The sequence below is a fragment of the Dermacoccus sp. 147Ba genome, from assembly GCF_004151355.1.
GTDB classification, from domain to species: Bacteria; Actinomycetota; Actinomycetes; order Actinomycetales; family Dermatophilaceae; genus Dermacoccus; species Dermacoccus abyssi.
The window spans coordinates 19,510-35,768 of the sequence record NZ_SEHL01000016.1; the positions used below are offsets into that span (position 1 = coordinate 19,510).

The 16,259-nt window shown below is 68.7% G+C and carries 19 protein-coding genes; 10 read left to right on the plus strand and 9 right to left on the minus strand.

Annotated features, from left to right (window positions below; genetic code table 11):
• The first annotated feature begins 51 nt into the window (after nt 1–51).
• On the plus strand, nt 52–555 hold the full coding sequence (locus EVU97_RS14335) for a hypothetical protein (protein ID WP_129666747.1): 504 nt from the start codon (nt 52–54) through the stop codon (nt 553–555).
• A 44-nt stretch (nt 556–599) separates the two neighbouring features.
• On the opposite strand, the gene EVU97_RS14340 is transcribed toward EVU97_RS14335, so the two are convergent.
• Nucleotides 600–1,322, minus strand: a complete 723-nt coding sequence (locus EVU97_RS14340; protein WP_129666750.1) for a hypothetical protein — start codon at nt 1,320–1,322, stop codon at nt 600–602.
• Nucleotides 1,323–1,389: 67 nt separating this feature from the next.
• Here EVU97_RS14340 and EVU97_RS14345 point away from each other — a divergent pair, with 67 nt between their 5' ends.
• Nucleotides 1,390–2,163 carry a polyprenol monophosphomannose synthase gene (locus EVU97_RS14345; protein WP_129666753.1) on the plus strand — a complete coding sequence of 258 codons (774 nt, stop codon included), beginning with the start codon at nt 1,390–1,392 and terminating at the stop codon, nt 2,161–2,163.
• 37 nt (nt 2,164–2,200) lie between these two features.
• On the opposite strand, the gene EVU97_RS14350 is transcribed toward EVU97_RS14345, so the two are convergent.
• Nucleotides 2,201–2,713 carry a GtrA family protein gene (locus EVU97_RS14350; protein WP_129666756.1) on the minus strand — a complete coding sequence of 171 codons (513 nt, stop codon included), beginning with the start codon at nt 2,711–2,713 and terminating at the stop codon, nt 2,201–2,203.
• 104 nt (nt 2,714–2,817) lie between these two features.
• On the opposite strand from EVU97_RS14350, the gene EVU97_RS14355 reads away from it, so the two are divergent.
• The 4 genes from EVU97_RS14355 to EVU97_RS14370 all read left to right on the plus strand — a co-directional run bounded on the left by EVU97_RS14355 (nt 2,818) and on the right by EVU97_RS14370 (nt 6,659).
• Nucleotides 2,818–4,497, plus strand: a complete 1,680-nt coding sequence (locus EVU97_RS14355) for an FAD-binding dehydrogenase (RefSeq protein ID WP_129666759.1) — start codon at nt 2,818–2,820, stop codon at nt 4,495–4,497.
• A gap of 167 nt (nt 4,498–4,664) precedes the next feature.
• Nucleotides 4,665–4,988 (plus strand): hypothetical protein, encoded by a 324-nt coding sequence (locus tag EVU97_RS14360; protein WP_129666762.1) that lies wholly within the window; start codon nt 4,665–4,667, stop codon nt 4,986–4,988.
• 25 nt (nt 4,989–5,013) lie between these two features.
• Nucleotides 5,014–6,156 (plus strand): AI-2E family transporter, encoded by a 1,143-nt coding sequence (locus EVU97_RS14365; RefSeq protein WP_129666765.1) that lies wholly within the window; start codon nt 5,014–5,016, stop codon nt 6,154–6,156.
• Nucleotides 6,153–6,659 carry an NUDIX hydrolase gene (locus EVU97_RS14370; RefSeq protein WP_047312541.1) on the plus strand — a complete coding sequence of 169 codons (507 nt, stop codon included), beginning with the start codon at nt 6,153–6,155 and terminating at the stop codon, nt 6,657–6,659. Before EVU97_RS14365 ends, EVU97_RS14370 begins: the two co-directional genes overlap by 4 nt.
• Before the next feature lie 36 nt (nt 6,660–6,695).
• Here the strand turns inward: EVU97_RS14370 and EVU97_RS14375 are convergent, their stop codons facing one another.
• The gene (locus EVU97_RS14375; RefSeq protein ID WP_129666768.1) at nt 6,696–7,328 is read right to left on the minus strand and encodes a response regulator transcription factor; all 633 of its coding nucleotides are present in this window, start codon (nt 7,326–7,328) and stop codon (nt 6,696–6,698) included.
• On the minus strand, nt 7,325–8,614 hold the full coding sequence (locus tag EVU97_RS14380) for a sensor histidine kinase (RefSeq protein WP_129666771.1): 1,290 nt from the start codon (nt 8,612–8,614) through the stop codon (nt 7,325–7,327). Before EVU97_RS14380 ends, EVU97_RS14375 begins: the two co-directional genes overlap by 4 nt.
• A gap of 145 nt (nt 8,615–8,759) precedes the next feature.
• Between EVU97_RS14380 and EVU97_RS14385 the strand changes: the two genes are divergently transcribed.
• The 3 genes from EVU97_RS14385 to EVU97_RS14395 all read left to right on the plus strand — a co-directional run bounded on the left by EVU97_RS14385 (nt 8,760) and on the right by EVU97_RS14395 (nt 10,973).
• On the plus strand, nt 8,760–9,836 hold the full coding sequence (locus tag EVU97_RS14385) for an FtsX-like permease family protein (RefSeq protein WP_129666774.1): 1,077 nt from the start codon (nt 8,760–8,762) through the stop codon (nt 9,834–9,836).
• Nucleotides 9,833–10,522 (plus strand): ABC transporter ATP-binding protein, encoded by a 690-nt coding sequence (locus EVU97_RS14390; RefSeq protein ID WP_129666777.1) that lies wholly within the window; start codon nt 9,833–9,835, stop codon nt 10,520–10,522. Before EVU97_RS14385 ends, EVU97_RS14390 begins: the two co-directional genes overlap by 4 nt.
• A 127-nt stretch (nt 10,523–10,649) precedes the next feature.
• Entirely contained in the window at nt 10,650–10,973 is a 324-nt protein-coding gene (locus EVU97_RS14395) for an ASCH domain-containing protein (RefSeq protein WP_129666780.1), read from the plus strand.
• A gap of 4 nt (nt 10,974–10,977) precedes the next feature.
• Here the strand turns inward: EVU97_RS14395 and EVU97_RS14400 are convergent, their stop codons facing one another.
• The 4 genes from EVU97_RS14400 to EVU97_RS14415 form a co-directional block, all read right to left on the minus strand.
• Complete coding sequence (locus tag EVU97_RS14400) at nt 10,978–12,765, minus strand: FUSC family protein (protein ID WP_129666782.1); 1,788 nt, start codon at nt 12,763–12,765, stop codon at nt 10,978–10,980.
• Between the two features lie 118 nt (nt 12,766–12,883).
• Nucleotides 12,884–13,411, minus strand: a complete 528-nt coding sequence (locus EVU97_RS14405) for a PadR family transcriptional regulator (protein WP_129666786.1) — start codon at nt 13,409–13,411, stop codon at nt 12,884–12,886.
• 10 nt (nt 13,412–13,421) lie between these two features.
• Nucleotides 13,422–13,676 carry a hypothetical protein gene (locus EVU97_RS14410; RefSeq protein ID WP_129666788.1) on the minus strand — a complete coding sequence of 85 codons (255 nt, stop codon included), beginning with the start codon at nt 13,674–13,676 and terminating at the stop codon, nt 13,422–13,424.
• Nucleotides 13,677–13,692: 16 nt separating this feature from the next.
• Nucleotides 13,693–14,670, minus strand: coding sequence for an NAD(P)H-quinone oxidoreductase (locus EVU97_RS14415; protein WP_118914329.1), 978 nt, complete (start codon nt 14,668–14,670; stop codon nt 13,693–13,695).
• Nucleotides 14,671–14,771: 101 nt separating this feature from the next.
• On the opposite strand from EVU97_RS14415, the gene EVU97_RS14420 reads away from it, so the two are divergent.
• Complete coding sequence (locus tag EVU97_RS14420) at nt 14,772–15,281, plus strand: ferritin (RefSeq protein WP_047312532.1); 510 nt, start codon at nt 14,772–14,774, stop codon at nt 15,279–15,281.
• Between the two features lie 84 nt (nt 15,282–15,365).
• On the opposite strand, the gene EVU97_RS14425 is transcribed toward EVU97_RS14420, so the two are convergent.
• Entirely contained in the window at nt 15,366–15,947 is a 582-nt protein-coding gene (locus EVU97_RS14425) for a TetR/AcrR family transcriptional regulator (protein WP_165357985.1), read from the minus strand.
• Nucleotides 15,948–16,259 lie beyond the last annotated feature (312 nt).

The window sequence follows — 16,259 nt, forward strand, 5'->3', positions numbered from 1 at the left end:
ACCCATGACCGACCGAGAGGCCAGAACCACGGGCCCGACGAGAGGAAAACCGTGCACCACCACGCTTTCACCCGAACTCGCCGCATCCTGCCGGCAACCGCGGCGAGCCTCGGGCTCGCGGTGACGATGGCCGCCTGCGGCAGTGCGAACAGCGACGACGCCAGCCCCACTGTCACGACCTCCAGCGCGACGACGAACGCGGGCAAGCCCGGCGCGACGCCGGCCCTGCGCGCAGCCTGCATCGACACGAACAAGAAGGTCGTCTCGGCCAACTCCACCTGGAACAAGGCTGTCGACTCGCGCAAGGCGGCCGACCTCGACAAGGCGTCGACCTCGATGGGCAAGCTCGCGGACGAACTGCGCGAGCAGGGCAAGAAGTCCGGTAACGCCAGCTTCAAGCAGAAGGCGGACGCCGTCGCCAAGAAGGTCGGCACGCTGACGAAGGCCAAGGCGCCCTCGAAGACCGTCGACACGAACACCTACAACGACGCGGTCGACGACCTCACGTCCTACTGCGGCCAGATGTTCCCGTCGGCGACGAAGAAGTCGGCCTGACGCACTTCATCGGGCAGGGTCGAGCTGCCCGATTCCCGGGCTCCTCACCTCTCGTCGAGGGCTCTGACGCGAGTCTCCGCCGCCGCGAGGGCGGCCTGTGCACTGTCACGGGCCGCCTTCGCGGCGTCATAAGCGTCTACCGCAGCGCTCAACCGGTGGCGGGCCCGCTCGACCTCCTGCATCGCCGTGCGACGTTCGGCGTCCCGCGCGGCAGCCTCTCGCTCGGCCTCCCGGTCGGCTGAGTCGGTGTTCACGATGCGAAGAGCGGCACGGCCGCGTGCGGCTGCGTCCCGATGTGCGAGGGCGTCCGACAGGTCAACCTCACCCCACCCCGAATAGCGCAGGCCCCGCACCAGGGTGCGGCTCGCGACGGCGGCCTCGGCGCTGGGGTCGGCTGTCGCGGCGAGCAGCGTGCAGCGAACCTCGTCGCGCACCGCCGGTGAGACGGAGACGGTTGCGAGGACGGCGTCGAGCAGGCGGTGACGTTCGGACGTGAGGCGTTTCATCTCGTCGGTGTCGAGGCGCGTCTGAGCAGCCCGTAGGGCGGTGCCGACGGCGAGGAGTTCACCGAGCGGCTGATCCTCCAGGTGATTGACGGTCTCCGCGGCCACCGTGGGTTTGCGCAGCGCCGTGATCGCGCGGGCGACATCGGCGGCGCCCTCACTCTTCGCCCGAGCCGCGAGTTCCTTGCGGACCCTCACGAAATCGGCTGCCGGTCCGTCGTAGAGGCGACGGACGGCGTCATCGAGGCTGATCGGCGCGGGCATGCTCACCATTGTGCGGCCCATGAGTTACGTTTGCTGTCTCGTCCCCGTCGCCTGACGAAAGTTACCCATGCCCGCGTTGCCCTCGGCGCAGGAGCGCCCCGCGATCGATCGCGTGCTCGTGCTCCTGCCGACTTACGACGAGCGCGAGAACCTTCCCCGGATCCTCGAGCGCGTCCATGCCGCTGTTCCGCATGCGGACATCCTCGTCATCGATGACAACTCGCCCGACGGCACCGGTGAGATGGCTGACGATTTCGCCGCCTCGAGCGCGCACATCCACGTGCTGCACCGTCGGGGCAAGGAGGGGCTCGGGAAGGCGTACCTCGCAGGATTCGCCTGGGGTCTCGAACGCGGTTACGACGCTCTTGTCGAGATCGATGCCGACGGCTCGCACCCCGCAGAGGAACTACCGGCGATGCTCGAGCTGGCTCGCCAAGCCGACCTCGTCATCGGTTCGCGCTGGATCAAGGGCGGGTCGGTGGTCAACTGGCCCAAGCAGCGCGAGGTCCTCAGCCGAGGAGCCAACCTCTACGTGCGCGCGTTGCTCGGTACGCACGTCCACGACGCCACGGCCGGGTACCGCGTGTACCGCGCCCCGATGTTGCGGGCCATCGACCTCGACGGGGTCACGACGAGCGGATACGGCTTCCAGGTCGACCTCACCCTGCGTGTCCTCGAGGCCGGCGGCGTCGTCGTCGAGCACCCGATCCGCTTCGCGGAGCGAGAGTTCGGCGTCTCGAAGATGTCGCGCGACATCATCGCCGAGGCCTTCACGCTCGTGACGACGAGCGGTCTGCAGCATCGAGCCCGTCAGATGAAGGCGCTCCTGCCGGGACGCTGATCGCGCTCCCTCCACGCAGGTAGCGGCTGAGTCGCGGCTACTTCTCGTGGGCGTCGCGGTGCGTGGGCGGTGCACCCTGTTCGGCGGCCTTGCCGAAGACGACCGTGCGGTAGAGCACGAACCGCATGAGCGTGCCCAGGCCGATGCCCAGAACCACGTGCACGTTGACCCAGAACGGCTTCGTCACGTCGAGGACGTAGTGGGCGAACGCGACCCACGCCGAGGTGACCGCGAGCGCGACGCCGTTGACGCCGAAGAACAGGGCCACCTCGTGATGGACCGGCCGCCCCTCGCGTTCGCGGAACGTCCAGTACCGGTTGCCGAGCCAGGCGAAGACGGTGGCGACGGCACCCGAGAGGATCTTCGCCGTCGTGTACTTGTCGCTCAGCGCACCGTGGATGAGGACGTTGAACAGGCCGAGGTCGATGACGGCGGCGAAGGCGCCGACGAAGCCGAACGTGCTGACCTCGCGCCAGAACGTCGACAAGGGGGACGACGAGGGCTCCTGTTCCGCTTCGTGTTTCGAAGCCGCGGTGTCCTGGGTCGTCATGGTGCCCGAGTCTAGCGGCGCCCCCTCGGCTCGACGGTAAACGGCCCGGGTGACAGGAGGCCTCAATTATCGTGACGGCAACGATGCAGAGGGAGTGATGGGGCATGACTGAACGAACGTTCGACACGATCGTCGTGGGAGCAGGGCTCGCCGGTCTCGTGGCGGCCGCGGAGCTGACGGCGCGAGGGCGCCGCGTCGCCGTCGTCGAGCAGGAGAACCGGGCGAACCTCGGTGGGCAGGCTCACTGGTCCTTCGGCGGTCTCTTCCTCGTCGACTCTCCTGAGCAGCGTCGCCTGCGTGTGCGCGACAGCCTCGAGCTGGCGTGGGCCGACTGGTGCAACAGTGCTCAGTGGGACCGCCTCGACGGCGAGAACGCCGAGGACACGTGGGGGCGCGCCTGGGCTCGTGCCTACGTCGAGTGGGCGGCCGGCGGCAAGCGGGAGTGGCTGCGCGAGAACGGCATCAACCTCACGCCGATGGTCGGCTGGGCCGAGCGCGGTGACGGGCGTGCCGACGGCCACGGCAACTCGGTGCCGCGCTTCCACATCGCCTGGGGGACGGGCACGGGCGTCAGCGGGCCCTTCGTCGAGAAGGCGCTCGACGCCGAGAAGCGCGGGCTGCTCACCTTCTTCCACCGCCACCGCGTCGACGAGCTCGTGACGACGAGCGGCGCCGTCACCGGTGTGCGCGGCACGGTGCTCGCGCCGGACGACGCCGAGCGCGGCGTCGCCTCGAACCGCGATGCCGAAGGTGACTTCGAGCTCGAAGCACCCTCTGTGATCGTGGCGAGCGGCGGAATCGGTGGCAATCACGACCTCGTGCGTCGCTGGTGGCCCGAGAGCCTCGGCACCCCGCCGTCGTCGATGATCACCGGCGTGCCGGAATACGTGGACGGACGCATGCTCGACGTGGCCGAGAGTGCCGGCGCGCGCCTCGTCAACCGTGACCGCATGTGGCACTACACCGAGGGCATCCGCAACTGGAACCCCGTGTGGCCGCAGCACGCCATCCGTATCCTGCCCGGCCCGTCGCCGTTGTGGTTCGACGCGATCGGCCGGCGCATGCCGCAGCCCCGCCTGCCCGGTTTCGACACGCTCGGCACGCTGCGCCACCTGCGTACCGACCCTGCGATCAGCGCGTACGACCACTCCTGGTTCATCGTGACGAGCAAGATGCTGGAGAAGGAATTCGCGCTCTCGGGTTCGGAGCAGAATCTCGACCTCACCTCGGGCAGTCGCAAGGAAGTCGTCAAGGCCCGCCTGGCCTCCGGCGCGCCGAAGGCCGTGGCCGACTTCGTCGAACACGGCGCCGATTTCGTCGTCGCCGACACGATCGACGAACTCGTGGCGAAGATGAACACACTCACGGACGAACCGCTGCTCGACGCCGACGCTGTGCGCACGCAGATCGAGGAGCGGGACCGGCAAATGGGCAACCCGTACTCCAAGGACGCTCAGGTCATGACGATCCACAACGCCCGCAATTACCTCGGTGACAAGCTCGCCCGGGTGAGTTCGCCGCACCGGGTTCTCGACCCGAAGGCCGGCCCACTTGTCGGTATCAAGCTGCACGTCCTGACCCGCAAGAGCCTCGGCGGCATCCAGACCGACCTGCAGTCTCGCGTGTTGGACGCCGACGGGAACGCCGTCCCGGGTCTCTTCGCGGCCGGTGAAGCCGCTGGGTTCGGAGGTGGAGGCGTGCACGGATACAACGCACTCGAGGGGACGTTCCTCGGCGGCTGCCTGTTTTCCGGGCGCGCGGCCGGGCAAGCGGCGGCGGGGTGATTCGGCCTTCGGCCTAATAATCCACTTCGAGACGAAGGAAGAAGTCGCCGACGCGGTACTTGCGGCCCACGGAGATTGGATGGTGAAGGCCGCCGAGTCGGTGCCCGGACGCGGCGCGCAGAAGCTGATCAATCTCGGTTATGTCGTGTGCGACGCCCTGGCCACGGATGTCCTTTCAGGCCACGGCCCGGCTCGCCGTCGAGCGTGAAACCTACAGCGAGGGACGCCCGGCGTCCTTCCACATGTGGGAGTCGATGGCGCGCCACATGATCGAGAGCCTGGACTGCGACGGCGCTTTTGCCAAGAGGATCGACGCCGAACGCATGGCGCGGATGCTCACCGGGGCCCTGCTCGGGTTGCACCTCACGTGGCAGGCCACCGGGCACGAGCAGGGCCTGCACGAGGAAGTGGAGTACTTCTGGCGAACCATCGCCCTGGTGCTCATTGCCCCCTCCGAGTACGAGGCCCTCGAACTGAGCCGTCCGGCCTGAGCGCTCGACGTGGGAAACTGGCCCGATGAACGAGCCGGTTTCCCCTGACAAGGCGCGCGCGAGCGTCCCGTTCGGCATCCGCCTCGCGGGTGCCTGGTCGGGCTACCTCCTGCTCGTCGCAGCCGCAGTGGCGCTCGTGTTCTGGGCCCTGGCAAAGCTCGGCCTCGTGACCGTTGCGCTCGTCACCGGCATCATGGTGGCGGCGCTCCTGCAGCCGCTCGTGGCGTGGCTCATGCGCCGAGGCCTCGGGCGCGGGCTCTCGGCCGTCATCTCCTTCTTCGTCGGATTCGGGTTCATCGCGCTGCTCGTGTGGTTCGTCTGGGCCCAGGTGGCCGGTTCCAGCGGCGAGTTCGCGAGTCAGTTCGGCGGCGCCCAGCGCGGTGCGCGTGACTGGTTGGTCGACGGTCCGCTCGGCCTCGACCCGGCCACTGCGAACACCTACACCGTCGATCTGGCCAAAACGGTGAGCGAGCACTCCGGCGACATCACCGCACAGGCCGGCGGCTATCTCGGTCAGGCGGCAGGCGCGCTGTCGGGTTTCGTCCTGACGCTTTTCTGTGTTCTCTTCCTTCTCGCCGACGACGGCTCCATCTGGCGCTGGTGCGTGCGGGTGCTCCCGCGCCCCGCCCACAACTATGCGGATCTCGCCGGCGCGGCAGCATGGAGGACGCTCGTCGTCTACATGCGATCGCTCGTCCTGCTCGCCGTACTCAACGCCGGGGCGATGCTGCCGGTCATGTGGATCGCCGGTGTCCCACTGGCCGTCCCCCTCACCGTGGCGCTGTTCCTCGGCTCTCTGGTGCCGCTCGTCGGCGTGCTCGTCGCGGCGGTCCTGCTGTTCGTCATCGCTCTCGTCAGCAAGGGCATCGTCACCGCGATCGTGATGATGGTGGCGCTCGCCCTCGTCATCCAGCTGTTCGGCAATCTCGTCAACCCGATCATTCTGCGCAAGTTCGTCGATCTCCACCCGCTCGTCATCCTGCTCGGCGTCACCGCCGGCACCGTGCTCGGAGGGGCTTTCGGCGCCTTCACCGCGGTGCCGCTGATCGCCGTCGTCAACAACATGGTCAAGGTGATGCGTCGCTACCACGTCTCGGGAGAGGTGGACGAGGACCTCGACCACGTCCCGGAGGCGCGCCTTGAGAACCTCGTCGAGGAGTCACTGTGAACGCTGCGAACCCTTCACCACTGCGGATGGCGGCGCTGCGCCTCTACAAGTGGCTGCCGGTCGGCATCAGCCACCGCATCGTCCACGCGATCCAGCCGACGTTCACGGCGGGTGCCGTTGCGATCATCGAGTACGACGGTCGGGTGCTCGCGCTGCGTCAGGTGCACCGCAAGGGCTGGTCGCTGCCCGGCGGGCTCATCGACGGCGGTGAACAGCCGCGCGACGCCGTCATCCGTGAGGTGCGCGAGGAGACCGGCCTGACGATCGAACCGGGTGGCGCGATGGCCACGTACTTCGTGCCGGAGATTCGGCACATCGACGTCATCTTCCGCGTCCACTGCGAAACGAAACCGCACGTCGAGGTGGCCAGTGAGGCCCTCGAATCGGGCTGGTTCGCCCTCGAGGAACTGCCCGAACCCGACGACTCGACGCGCCGCATCCAACACGCCGTGAAACTCGCGCGCGTGGCTCCGCAGCCGGGTCATCTCGTCGACCCCTCCTGAACTGACATGGTGATTGCCTCATCACACCGAATTCCGTCAGCGCAGGATGCCGGCAGTGCGGGCCTTGGCGACGGCGTCCGTGCGGGAGGTGGCCCCGAGCTTCTCGTTGATGTGCACGAGGTGGGTCTTCACGGTGGCCTCGGAGACGAAGAGTGCCTTGGCGATCGCGCGGTTCGTCGCGCCGTCGGCGACCCGTTCCAGAACGTCCACCTCGCGCGCCGTGAGAGAGGCTGTCGGCTGCGCGAGGCGGGTGACGAGGCGCTGCGCTACGGCCGGTGCGAGCACCGTCTCGCCGCGTGCCGCGCGGTGGACGGCGTCGACGAGGTTCTTCGGTGGGGCGTCCTTGAGCAGGTAGCCGCCGGCGCCCGCCTCGACGGCGCGCAGGATGTCGGTGTCCGTGTCGTAGGTCGTGAGGATGAGCACCGCGGGGGCGCATCCGCGGCCACGGATGGCCGCCGTCGCACTCACACCGTCCATGCCGTCGCCCATCTGCAGGTCCATGAGGACGACGTCGGGCGGTGTTCCGGTGGCCGTGAGCCGATCGAGTTCGGCGATGGCCTCCGCGCCGTCACTCGCTTCGGCGAGAACGTCGATGCCCGACGCCACGAGCAGGGCCCGCAGGCCGGCTCGAACCACGGGATGGTCGTCGGTGAGCAGCACCGTGGTCACAGGGCGCCTCCGTTCGTCGTGACGGGCGATGGTGCGGCAGGCGAGGTGGCCGTCGGGATCCTGACGAAGAGCGCCGCCCCTTCACCGGGGGCCGACTCGACCTCGAGCTGCCCGCCGAGTTTGACGAGGCGCTCGCGGATGGCACGCAGGCCGAATCCGCTGCCACCGAGCGGGGCGCGCTCGACGGCGGCCTCGTCGAAGCCGACACCGTCGTCGATGATCTCGAGCGTCACATCGGTGGGCGAGTAGGCGAGCGTCACCCCGGCGCGCGAAGCCTGGGCGTGAATGCGCACGTTGGCGAGACCGCTCTGTGCGATGCGCAGCAACGCGACCTCGACGGGGGACGGCAGCGGGCGGGCGTCCCCGTCGCACGTCGTGGACACCGCGATGCCGGTCTGTTCGCCGAGGCGCTCGGCGAGGCGGCGGAGGGCAGCGAACAGGGGAGCGTCGGCGAGTTCCGTCGGCGCGAGGGCGTGGACGACCTCGCGGGACTGCGTCAGCCCTTCCGCGGCCTGTTCCTCGATCTGACGCAACAGCGTGCCCTCGCCGTCCTCGCGCGCCAGCCCGGCACGCGAGAGGAGCAGGATGCTGGAGAAGCCCTGGGCGAGGGTGTCGTGGATGTCGCGGGCGAGGCGCTCGCGCTCGGCGAGGACCCCGGCGCGGTGCTGCGCGTGCGCCAGTTCCTCCTGGGCGGCGAGGACGTCGTCCTGCGCAGCGACGAGCTGGTCGACGAGGAGGTTGCGGGCGTCGTTCTCACGCCGCAGTTGGACATAGACCCACGCGATGCCGTGGGCGACGAGCATGCCCATGAACGGGCCGATGAGGCTGCCCGGTCCCCGCGTCGAGTTCGAGCTCGCGAGAGCGACGACGCTCGCAACGAGCACGACAGCGACCAGGGCCGCGGCGAGCGCGCGTCGCGCGACGTAGAGGACGAGGAAGTAGAACGCGAACGCCAGCCACGCGAAGTCGGCAGCCACGGCGAGCAGCGCGATCCACGCCACGACGAGCGCTGAGATCCACACCTGGGCGAGCTGTTCGCGGCGCGCGTCGGAGACCGGACGGCGCTCCAGCGTGAGGCCGAAACAGTAGAGGCCCATGAACAGCGCCGACGCGACGAACAGGAGCGCGAGGTGCGGTGCCGTCATCGTGTGCGTGAGAAGCGCACGCGCAAGCCCGACGACGAAGAGCAGGACGAAGAGCACGTGCATGGCGGCCTGCATGGCGCGGATTGCGCGCGCCGTCTCGGGGTGTCGGGCTGTGGCGGACGGCGGCGGGTGGGCACTCATCGTCCCTTCATTCTGCCTTGGCAAGGCGCGCGGCGGTATCAACCAAACGGTTGAGGTGGGCCTGCCGAGCGGTCGATGTGTGCGCGCGGGAACGGCGATGGAATGGAGGCATTCACTCCCGCACCTCTTGTTCGGAAAGGCTGAGATGTTTCTCGGATCCCGCGACCTGCGCCACGCCAAGGGCAGGTTCGCGCTCATCGGCGGCGTGGTCGCTCTCATCACGCTGCTCGTCGTCATGCTGACGGGGCTCGCGGCGGGCCTCGGGCGTGAGAGCGTTGCCGCCGTCTCGACGATGCCGGAGCGCGGCGTCTCCCAGATCGCCTTCTCGCAGCCGGCCCAGGGGCAGAAGGTCGGCTTCGACTCCTCTCGGGTCGCGTCGTCCGCGGTGAAGGACGCGGCCGACCAGCCCGGCGTCACGGAGGTGACGTCACTGGCGATCGCGCAGAGCCGCGTCAGCGTCGACGGTGTCCGCTCGGCCGTCACGGTCTTCGTCGTCGAGGACGGATCGTTCGCCGCGCCGTCGGGCGTTCGTCCCGGCTCGGTCGTCGTCGGTTCGGGCCTCGGCAAGGACGCGAACGTCGCGGCCGGTGACTCGATCACGTTCGGCGACAAGTCGGTTCGCGTGCAGGCGCTGAGCGACGACGCCTCCTACCAGCACGTTCCCGTCGTCTGGATGACGCAGACCGACGCCAAGGCCGGGGGCGTCCAGACCGCGGGCGGCACCTCGCTCGCCCTGCTGAAGACGGACGGTTCGTTCGACGCGGCAGCGTTCGAGAAGCAGAGCGACCTCGTGGCGATGACACCGAACGATTCCCTGTCCACCATCTCCGCCTACCAGGCCGAGAACGGTTCGCTCACGCTGATGCGCGTCATGCTCATGCTCGTCTCGGCCCTCGTCGTGGGAGCGTTCTTCACGATCTGGACCATCCAGCGCACGCCGGACCTCGCTGTCCTCAAGGCGATGGGTGCCCGCACGAGCTACCTCGTGCGTGACGCCCTCGGTCAGGCCGCGATTCTCCTCCTCATCGGTGGTGGCCTCGGCACGCTCATCGCGACCGTCGGCGGGTTGCTCGCCCGAGACGTCGTCCCCTTCGTCGTCAGCCCGACGACGACCCTCGTCCCCCTCGTCCTTCTCGTGGTTCTCGGTCTGCTCGGCGCGCTCGTCAGCCTGCGCCGCATCGCGACCGTCGACCCCAACTCAGCGCTAGGAGCTGCACGATGAGCCTCATCGTCGATGACGCCGTTCTCACCTTCCCCGACGGCGCCGGCCGCATCACCGCGGTCGACCACGTCAGCCTCAGCGTCGAACCCGGCGAGTTCGCCGCCGTCACCGGCCCGTCCGGTTCGGGTAAGTCGTCGCTCCTCGCCGTGGCGGGTCTGCTGCAGACGCCGGACTCGGGCAGCGTCGCGATCGGTGGCCGTGTCGTCTCGGGCCTGTCGCGCAAGGACGCGGCCGCGGTGCGCCTGTCGTCGATCGGCTTCGTCTTCCAGCAGAGCAACCTCATCGCGTCGCTCACCGCCGCGGAACAACTCGAAGCCGTGGCCCGCCTCGACGGGCGCAAGGGCAAGGCCGTCCAGGATCGCGCGATGGAACTGCTCGAGGCAGTCGACCTCAAGGACGCCGCGAGCCGTCGTCCGGCGCAGCTGTCGGGCGGTCAGCGTCAGCGCGTGGGTATCGCCCGGGCGCTCATGAACTCACCCGAGCTGCTCCTCGTCGACGAACCGACGTCGGCGCTCGACTCCGAGCGCAGCTCTGCCGTCATGCGCCTCATCGGTGACGTGACGCGTGACTCCGGCGTCGCGACGCTCATGGTGACGCACGACCTGCCGACGCTCACCGCCGTCGACTCCGTGTACGAGATGGTCGACGGTCGGCTGAGCCGCTCCGAGCGGGCCGAGGCCGCCTGACTACGACGGGTTCACAGGTGCACCGTACGCGCGGGAAGCGATCGTCGCTTCTCGCGCGTTCGTGCATCGGTCGGGAACACGTCGGGATCTCGCCCACCTCGTGGGCGCCGAGTGCCATCAGGGCGGCATGCAGCAGGTTGGCTTCGCCGAGGGATACTTCGACGCCGTGAGCGTCGGCACGAAGGCCACCACCGTGCGATGGAAGGAGAACATCGCACCCGGCGCTGCCCGGTTCGTCTTCGGTGCTCGCAGTCTTCGTGGCCGGGTCGAGTCGGTCACGAGCCACGCGGCAGCGACCCTCACGGCCGAGCAGGCGGACGCTCCGCCCGGCACCGACATGCGGGAGTTCGTGGAAGCTCTGCGACGTAACTACTACGCCGAGATGCCGGACGACGCGGTGGTCGAGGTCGTACGGTTCGTCGTCGAGAGGGACGACGAGAACTCCGGGTAGTGCGTCAGCTGCGGCGCGCGAGCCCGACCGCGAGCACCTCGTCGAGGCCGGTGGCCACCGTGGTGGAGTCAACGACCTGCGTCGAGATCGGCGGCAGGTCGTGGATGAGGCGCGTGAGGCGGGCGCTCATCGCTTCGGCGTCGAGCAGCTTGAGTGGGTCCGCGGTCCAGCACGCGGCGAGCGTCACGTAGGACGTGGAGTTGAGGCTGGCCTCCACCTCCTCCCACGTTCCGAGGGTGTGCGGCAGATCGGTGGCCGCCATCGCGAGCACGTGGTCGGCCTCGAGTTGTTCGAAGACGAGATCCCGCCGGGCGGCGACGCCCCGGTCCGAATCCTGCTGGCCGTCGGCCATGAGCACGAGCACGCGCTGAAGCGCTCGCAGCGAGCGGCGGAACTGCCTGCGCACCAAACGGATCGGCAGACGTCGCGCGAACGCCCACAAGATGACGACACAGATGGCGCACGAGAGCGTCGTCTCGAAGACGCGGTCGAGCATCAACTCGGTCGTCGGTGCGTGCGACGAGCCGACGGAGGCCACGAGCAACGCCATCGGTGTGATGAACATCGAACCGAGCGCGTAGTTGCTCACGACCGACCACTGCAGGAGGAAGACGCACACGAGCGCGATGACGATGACCCACCAGTCGGTCGGTCCGGCCAGGCTGACGAGGAAGAACAGGCCGACGCCGACGACGGTGCCGACGAAGCGGTGGCCGGCGCGGTGCGTCAGCGAGAGTCGGTCACCGTTGAGGGAGACGAGCAGCGCCGTTGTCATGACGGCCCAGTACGGGTGTGAGACGCCGAGGGCGTACGCGATGACGCAGGTGGCGAGCACCGCGAGCGCGGCCCGGCGCGCGATGAGCGAGGGCAGGGAAGAGCGGGACAGCCCCCACTCGAGCAGGTAACGCCGCGGCGGACGCCCGAGGTAGCGCGCCTGGAGCATCGTCGGGACGGCGATGTCGGCGTCGGGCAGGCGGGTGGCGGCGGTGCGTTGGACGACGGCGATGTGCATCTTGCGCACCTGCGCCGTGAGATCACGCAGGTGCGGGTTGCGGTTGCGGCGTCCTGCGGCCAACGCGACGGCCCACGCGGCGTTGAAGATCGAGCCGTATGCGGCGTCGCGCAGGCGGCCCGTCTCGACGAAGTCGCCGTCGGGGTCGGTGGCGAAGTATTCGTCACACGCCTCCTGCGCGTCCTCGACGGCTTCGTCCTCGGGAGTGTGCCGGAACGGCCACTGCAGGGCGAGGCTGAGCACGCTCGACATCACGGCGCCGAGCGACGCGGCCAGGACGAACGTCGAGCCGGACACGCCCGTGGTGGGCAGGTGGGTGCCGATGGCCGGGCCGATCGTGAGGAACACCGGCCCGGGCGGGTCGCCGACGAGCGCGTGGTAGAGCAGCACACTGACGCCCGCGATCGCCGTTAGGGCGAGGGTGGTGAGAAGGGCGTTGCCCGCGACGCTCACGCCGATGGTCAGGGCGAGGGCGTAGGCGAGTGTCATCGAGGCGAGGATCGTGACGCGGTGGCGCCACGTGCGTCGCACGCTGACGGTGCACAGGAACGTTCCGGTGAGGCCGAGCAAACCCATCTTCGGACCGAAGATCAGCGACAGCGTGAGCACGGTGAGCGTCACGCAGGTCGTGATGTGCGCAGCCACCTTCCAGCGTCCCGGCGAGGGCTTCACCTCGACGAAGGTGTGTAGCTCGTCGGCCACGCGCCTCTTCGTCACGCCACGGCGTCGCGCGACGCGCCGCACCTCGGGCGGGACGAGGAGCATGGTCAGCCGGGACATGACTCCTATCTTGTCGGCCCGGCGCCGTGCACGGCCACCGAGCGTGCGCCGGATACCGAACACACGAGCGCGGGCCCGGTGTGACCCGGACCCGCGCACGGTGTGGTTCGCGCAGGGGTCAGCTGCGCGCCAGTCGCTCCTCGACGTAATCGAGCCAGCGCAGTTCGGCCTCGTCGGCGAAGATGAGCGACTCGAGGACGAGCTCGTCGGCGCCCACACCAGGCGGGGTCTCACCGAACGACCGGCGCGGTTTCGAGCGGTTGAGTTCGCGCAGGTGCGTCAACGTCGCCGCCCGTTGCGCCGAGACGATAGCCCGAACGTCGACGCCCGGCATCGTCACGGCGAGGGCCAACTTGATGGCCAGTTCGTTGCGGGGCGTGACGTCCCGCGGCACCGCCTGATCCCACCAGCCGAGCACCTCGGCGCGGCCGGCGTCGGTGAGCCGGTAGGGGATGCGCCCGTCGGCGTCCGGCGTACCGGCGCCCTCGACGAGACCGTCGCGCTCGAGGCGCCCCAACCTCGTGTAGACCTGACCGATGTTCAGCGGCCACTGACCGCCGGTGCGAGCCTCGAACTCGGCCTTGAGCTGGGCGCCGTACATCGGTTGGGAGTCGAGAAGGGCGAGAAGACTGTTGCGAACACTCATGACAGCCTCCTCATGCTTCGCGCCGGGTCAGCGGCGGCGTGCGCCGGGCGAACGTCATCGAGATCGCCGCGGCGAGCAGGGGCACGCCGACGAGCAGGATGAGCAGCAGCCACCAGGGAACCACATAGGTTCCGGGGACGCTCGTGGCGCCGGTCTCGGTGTAAGCCGTTCCGGTGGCGTCCCGCGCCAGGATGTGTTGAGGGGGGCGCAAGGGCGACACGCACGAGCCCACGGCGAGCAATGCGCTCGTCGTGGGCTCGGTCAACGGAGTGGCTGTGCGATCAGACGGTGAGGAGCACCTTGCCGATGTGCTGCGAGGCGGCGAGCTCGCGGTGGGCGTCGGCCGCCCGGGTGAGGGGGTAGGTGGCGTGCACGATCGGACGCACCGCGCCGGATTCGACGAGCGGCCAGACGTTTTCGCGCACGTGCGCGACGATGGCGGCCTTCTCCTCGCGCGGGCGTGAGCGCAGACCCGTCGCGGTGATCTGCGCACGCTTGGCGAGCAGCTTCGACAGGTCGAGTTCGGCCTTCGTCCCGCCCTGCATGCCGATGACGACGAGCCGCCCGCTTGGCGCGAGAGCCGCGATGTTGCGTTCGAGGTACTTGGCTCCGACGACATCGAGGATGACGTTCGCACCGCCTTCGGCGTCCATCGCGTCGACGAAGTCGTCCTCGCGATAGTTGATGAGAATGTCTGCTCCGAGCGCCTTGCAGGCGGCGAGCTTCTCCGCCGAGCCGGCCGTCACGGCGACGCGGGCGCCGGACGCCTTGGCGAGCTGGATGGCCATCGTGCCGATGCCACTGCCGCCGCCGTGGACGAGGACGAGTTCGCCGGGTTGGAGGTCGGCCGTGAGGAAGACGTTCGACCAGACGGTGGAGGCAACCTCCGGGAGCGCTGCTGCGGTGACGAGGTCAATGCCGTGGGGGACCGGCAGGATCTGGCCGACCGGGGCCACGACGTACTCGGCGTAACCGCCTCCGGCAAGGAGCGCGCAGACCTCGTCGCCGACCTTCCACCCCAGCGTGTCGGTTCCGACGGCCTCGATCGTGCCGGAGACCTCGAGCCCCGGAAGCTCCGATTCGCCGGGCGGCGGCGGATAGAAACCCTGACGCTGCATGAGGTCCGCGCGGTTGACGCCTGCAGCCGCGACGCGGATGAGCACCTCGTCGCCGGCGAGGTCTGCGGGGCTGGGCGTGTCGACGTCGGCGGGAGTGAGGACGCTCTCGTCACCGAACTCGGGCAGCGTGATAGCGAGCATGTTTCGAGCCTATGTGACGAAGCTCCGCGCGGGACGGGGCGGTTGGTCAGGCTTGCCTCGTCTCACCTGCGCCACGCCGAATGAAGTGGCACGATGCAGATATGAAGCTCAGCGCAGATCTCGAAAAGGCATTCAACGACCAGATCACCCTCGAGTTCGAGGCCTCGATCGTCTACCGCCAGCTCGCCATCGAGCTCGACGCTATGGACCTCCCGGGCATGGCTGCGTGGCTGCGGCACCAGGCGGACGAGGAGATCGTCCACGCCAACAAGTTCATCGACCACTTGCTCGACCGCGACAACCACCCGAAGATCGGCTCCCAGATGGCTCCGAGCGTCGAGGTTTCGACCGTGCTCGACGCCTTCGAAGCGGCCTACGCGCACGAGAAGAAGGTCTCGGAATCGATCCGCGAGCTGTACCGCTCCGCCGATTCCGAGGGTGACCTCGACTCGCGTCCGCTGCTCAACTGGTTCCTCACCGAGCAGATCGAGGAAGAAGCGACGGTCAGCGAGATCGTCGGTCGCGTCGAACTCATCAAGGACGACGGCCCTGGCCTCCTGCGCCTCGACGAGGAGCTCGGCCAGCGCCCCACGCGTTCGACCGAGGGCTGATCCGAGGTTCCTCCGGACGCAGAAAGCGGCCGGTACCTGCTCATCCGAGCGGGTACCGGCCGCTTTTCACGTGCCGGAGAGGCGTTAGGCCGTGGCAGCCACGTGCACGCGGGGAAGCGTGCGTGCCTGATCGATGAGGTGGTGCTCGACGGTGTCGAGCGATGCAGCCGTGCGGGCTGCGCGTGCCACGGTCGTGGCACCGTTGAGGGAGCAGAAGGCGAGGGTGGCGAAGGAGCGGGCAGCCTCGGGCTCGACGCCGCACTCGCGGAGGCCGTCGCTCAGGGCGTCGACGAACGTGGCGAAGACCACGGCGCATCGGTCGAGCTGTTCGGTGTTCTCCGCTGCGACGGTGACGGCGGTGGCGGAGCAACCCACTTCGAATTCGCCGTCGAGAACGTACGCGCGGTAGCCGTCGAGCACCGAACGAACGAACTGCTCGGGGTTGACGCGGCAGATGGAGCCGATCCACTCCACGAAGGACTCCGCGCTTGCATCGAGAGCAGCAAGGACGAGTTCCTGCTTTCCCCCGGGGAAGTGGTGGTAGATCGAGCCGCGCGGGGTGCGCGTTGCCTGGGTGACCTCCGCGAACGAGGTGGATTGGAGGCCGCGTCGCGACAACAGGTCGCAAGCGCCCACGATCATGCGCTGACGCACGTTCTTGGCCATGAAACATCCTCCTGTGGGGCTTGCAGTGCGGTCGTGCCGCCTGCGAGCGATCATGCTGACTAGTGGTCCCACGCCGAGTGACGTTGGCATGGCACACGATACGCGAATATTTGGACGGTCGTCCGAATCCCTGTTGGGTCCGGGGCCCTGGTCGAACAATGGGTGGCAGCCCGATCCCAAGGCTCTGAAGAAACCAGATGGTTGGTTGTTAGACAATGTATCGTACGCCCGGGTTGGCGGGCGGAAGAGAGGTCAAGTCCCGGGTAGTGGTGTAGCGGAGCGTGCCCCTTCGTGATGGTTCAGGCGGTCAGT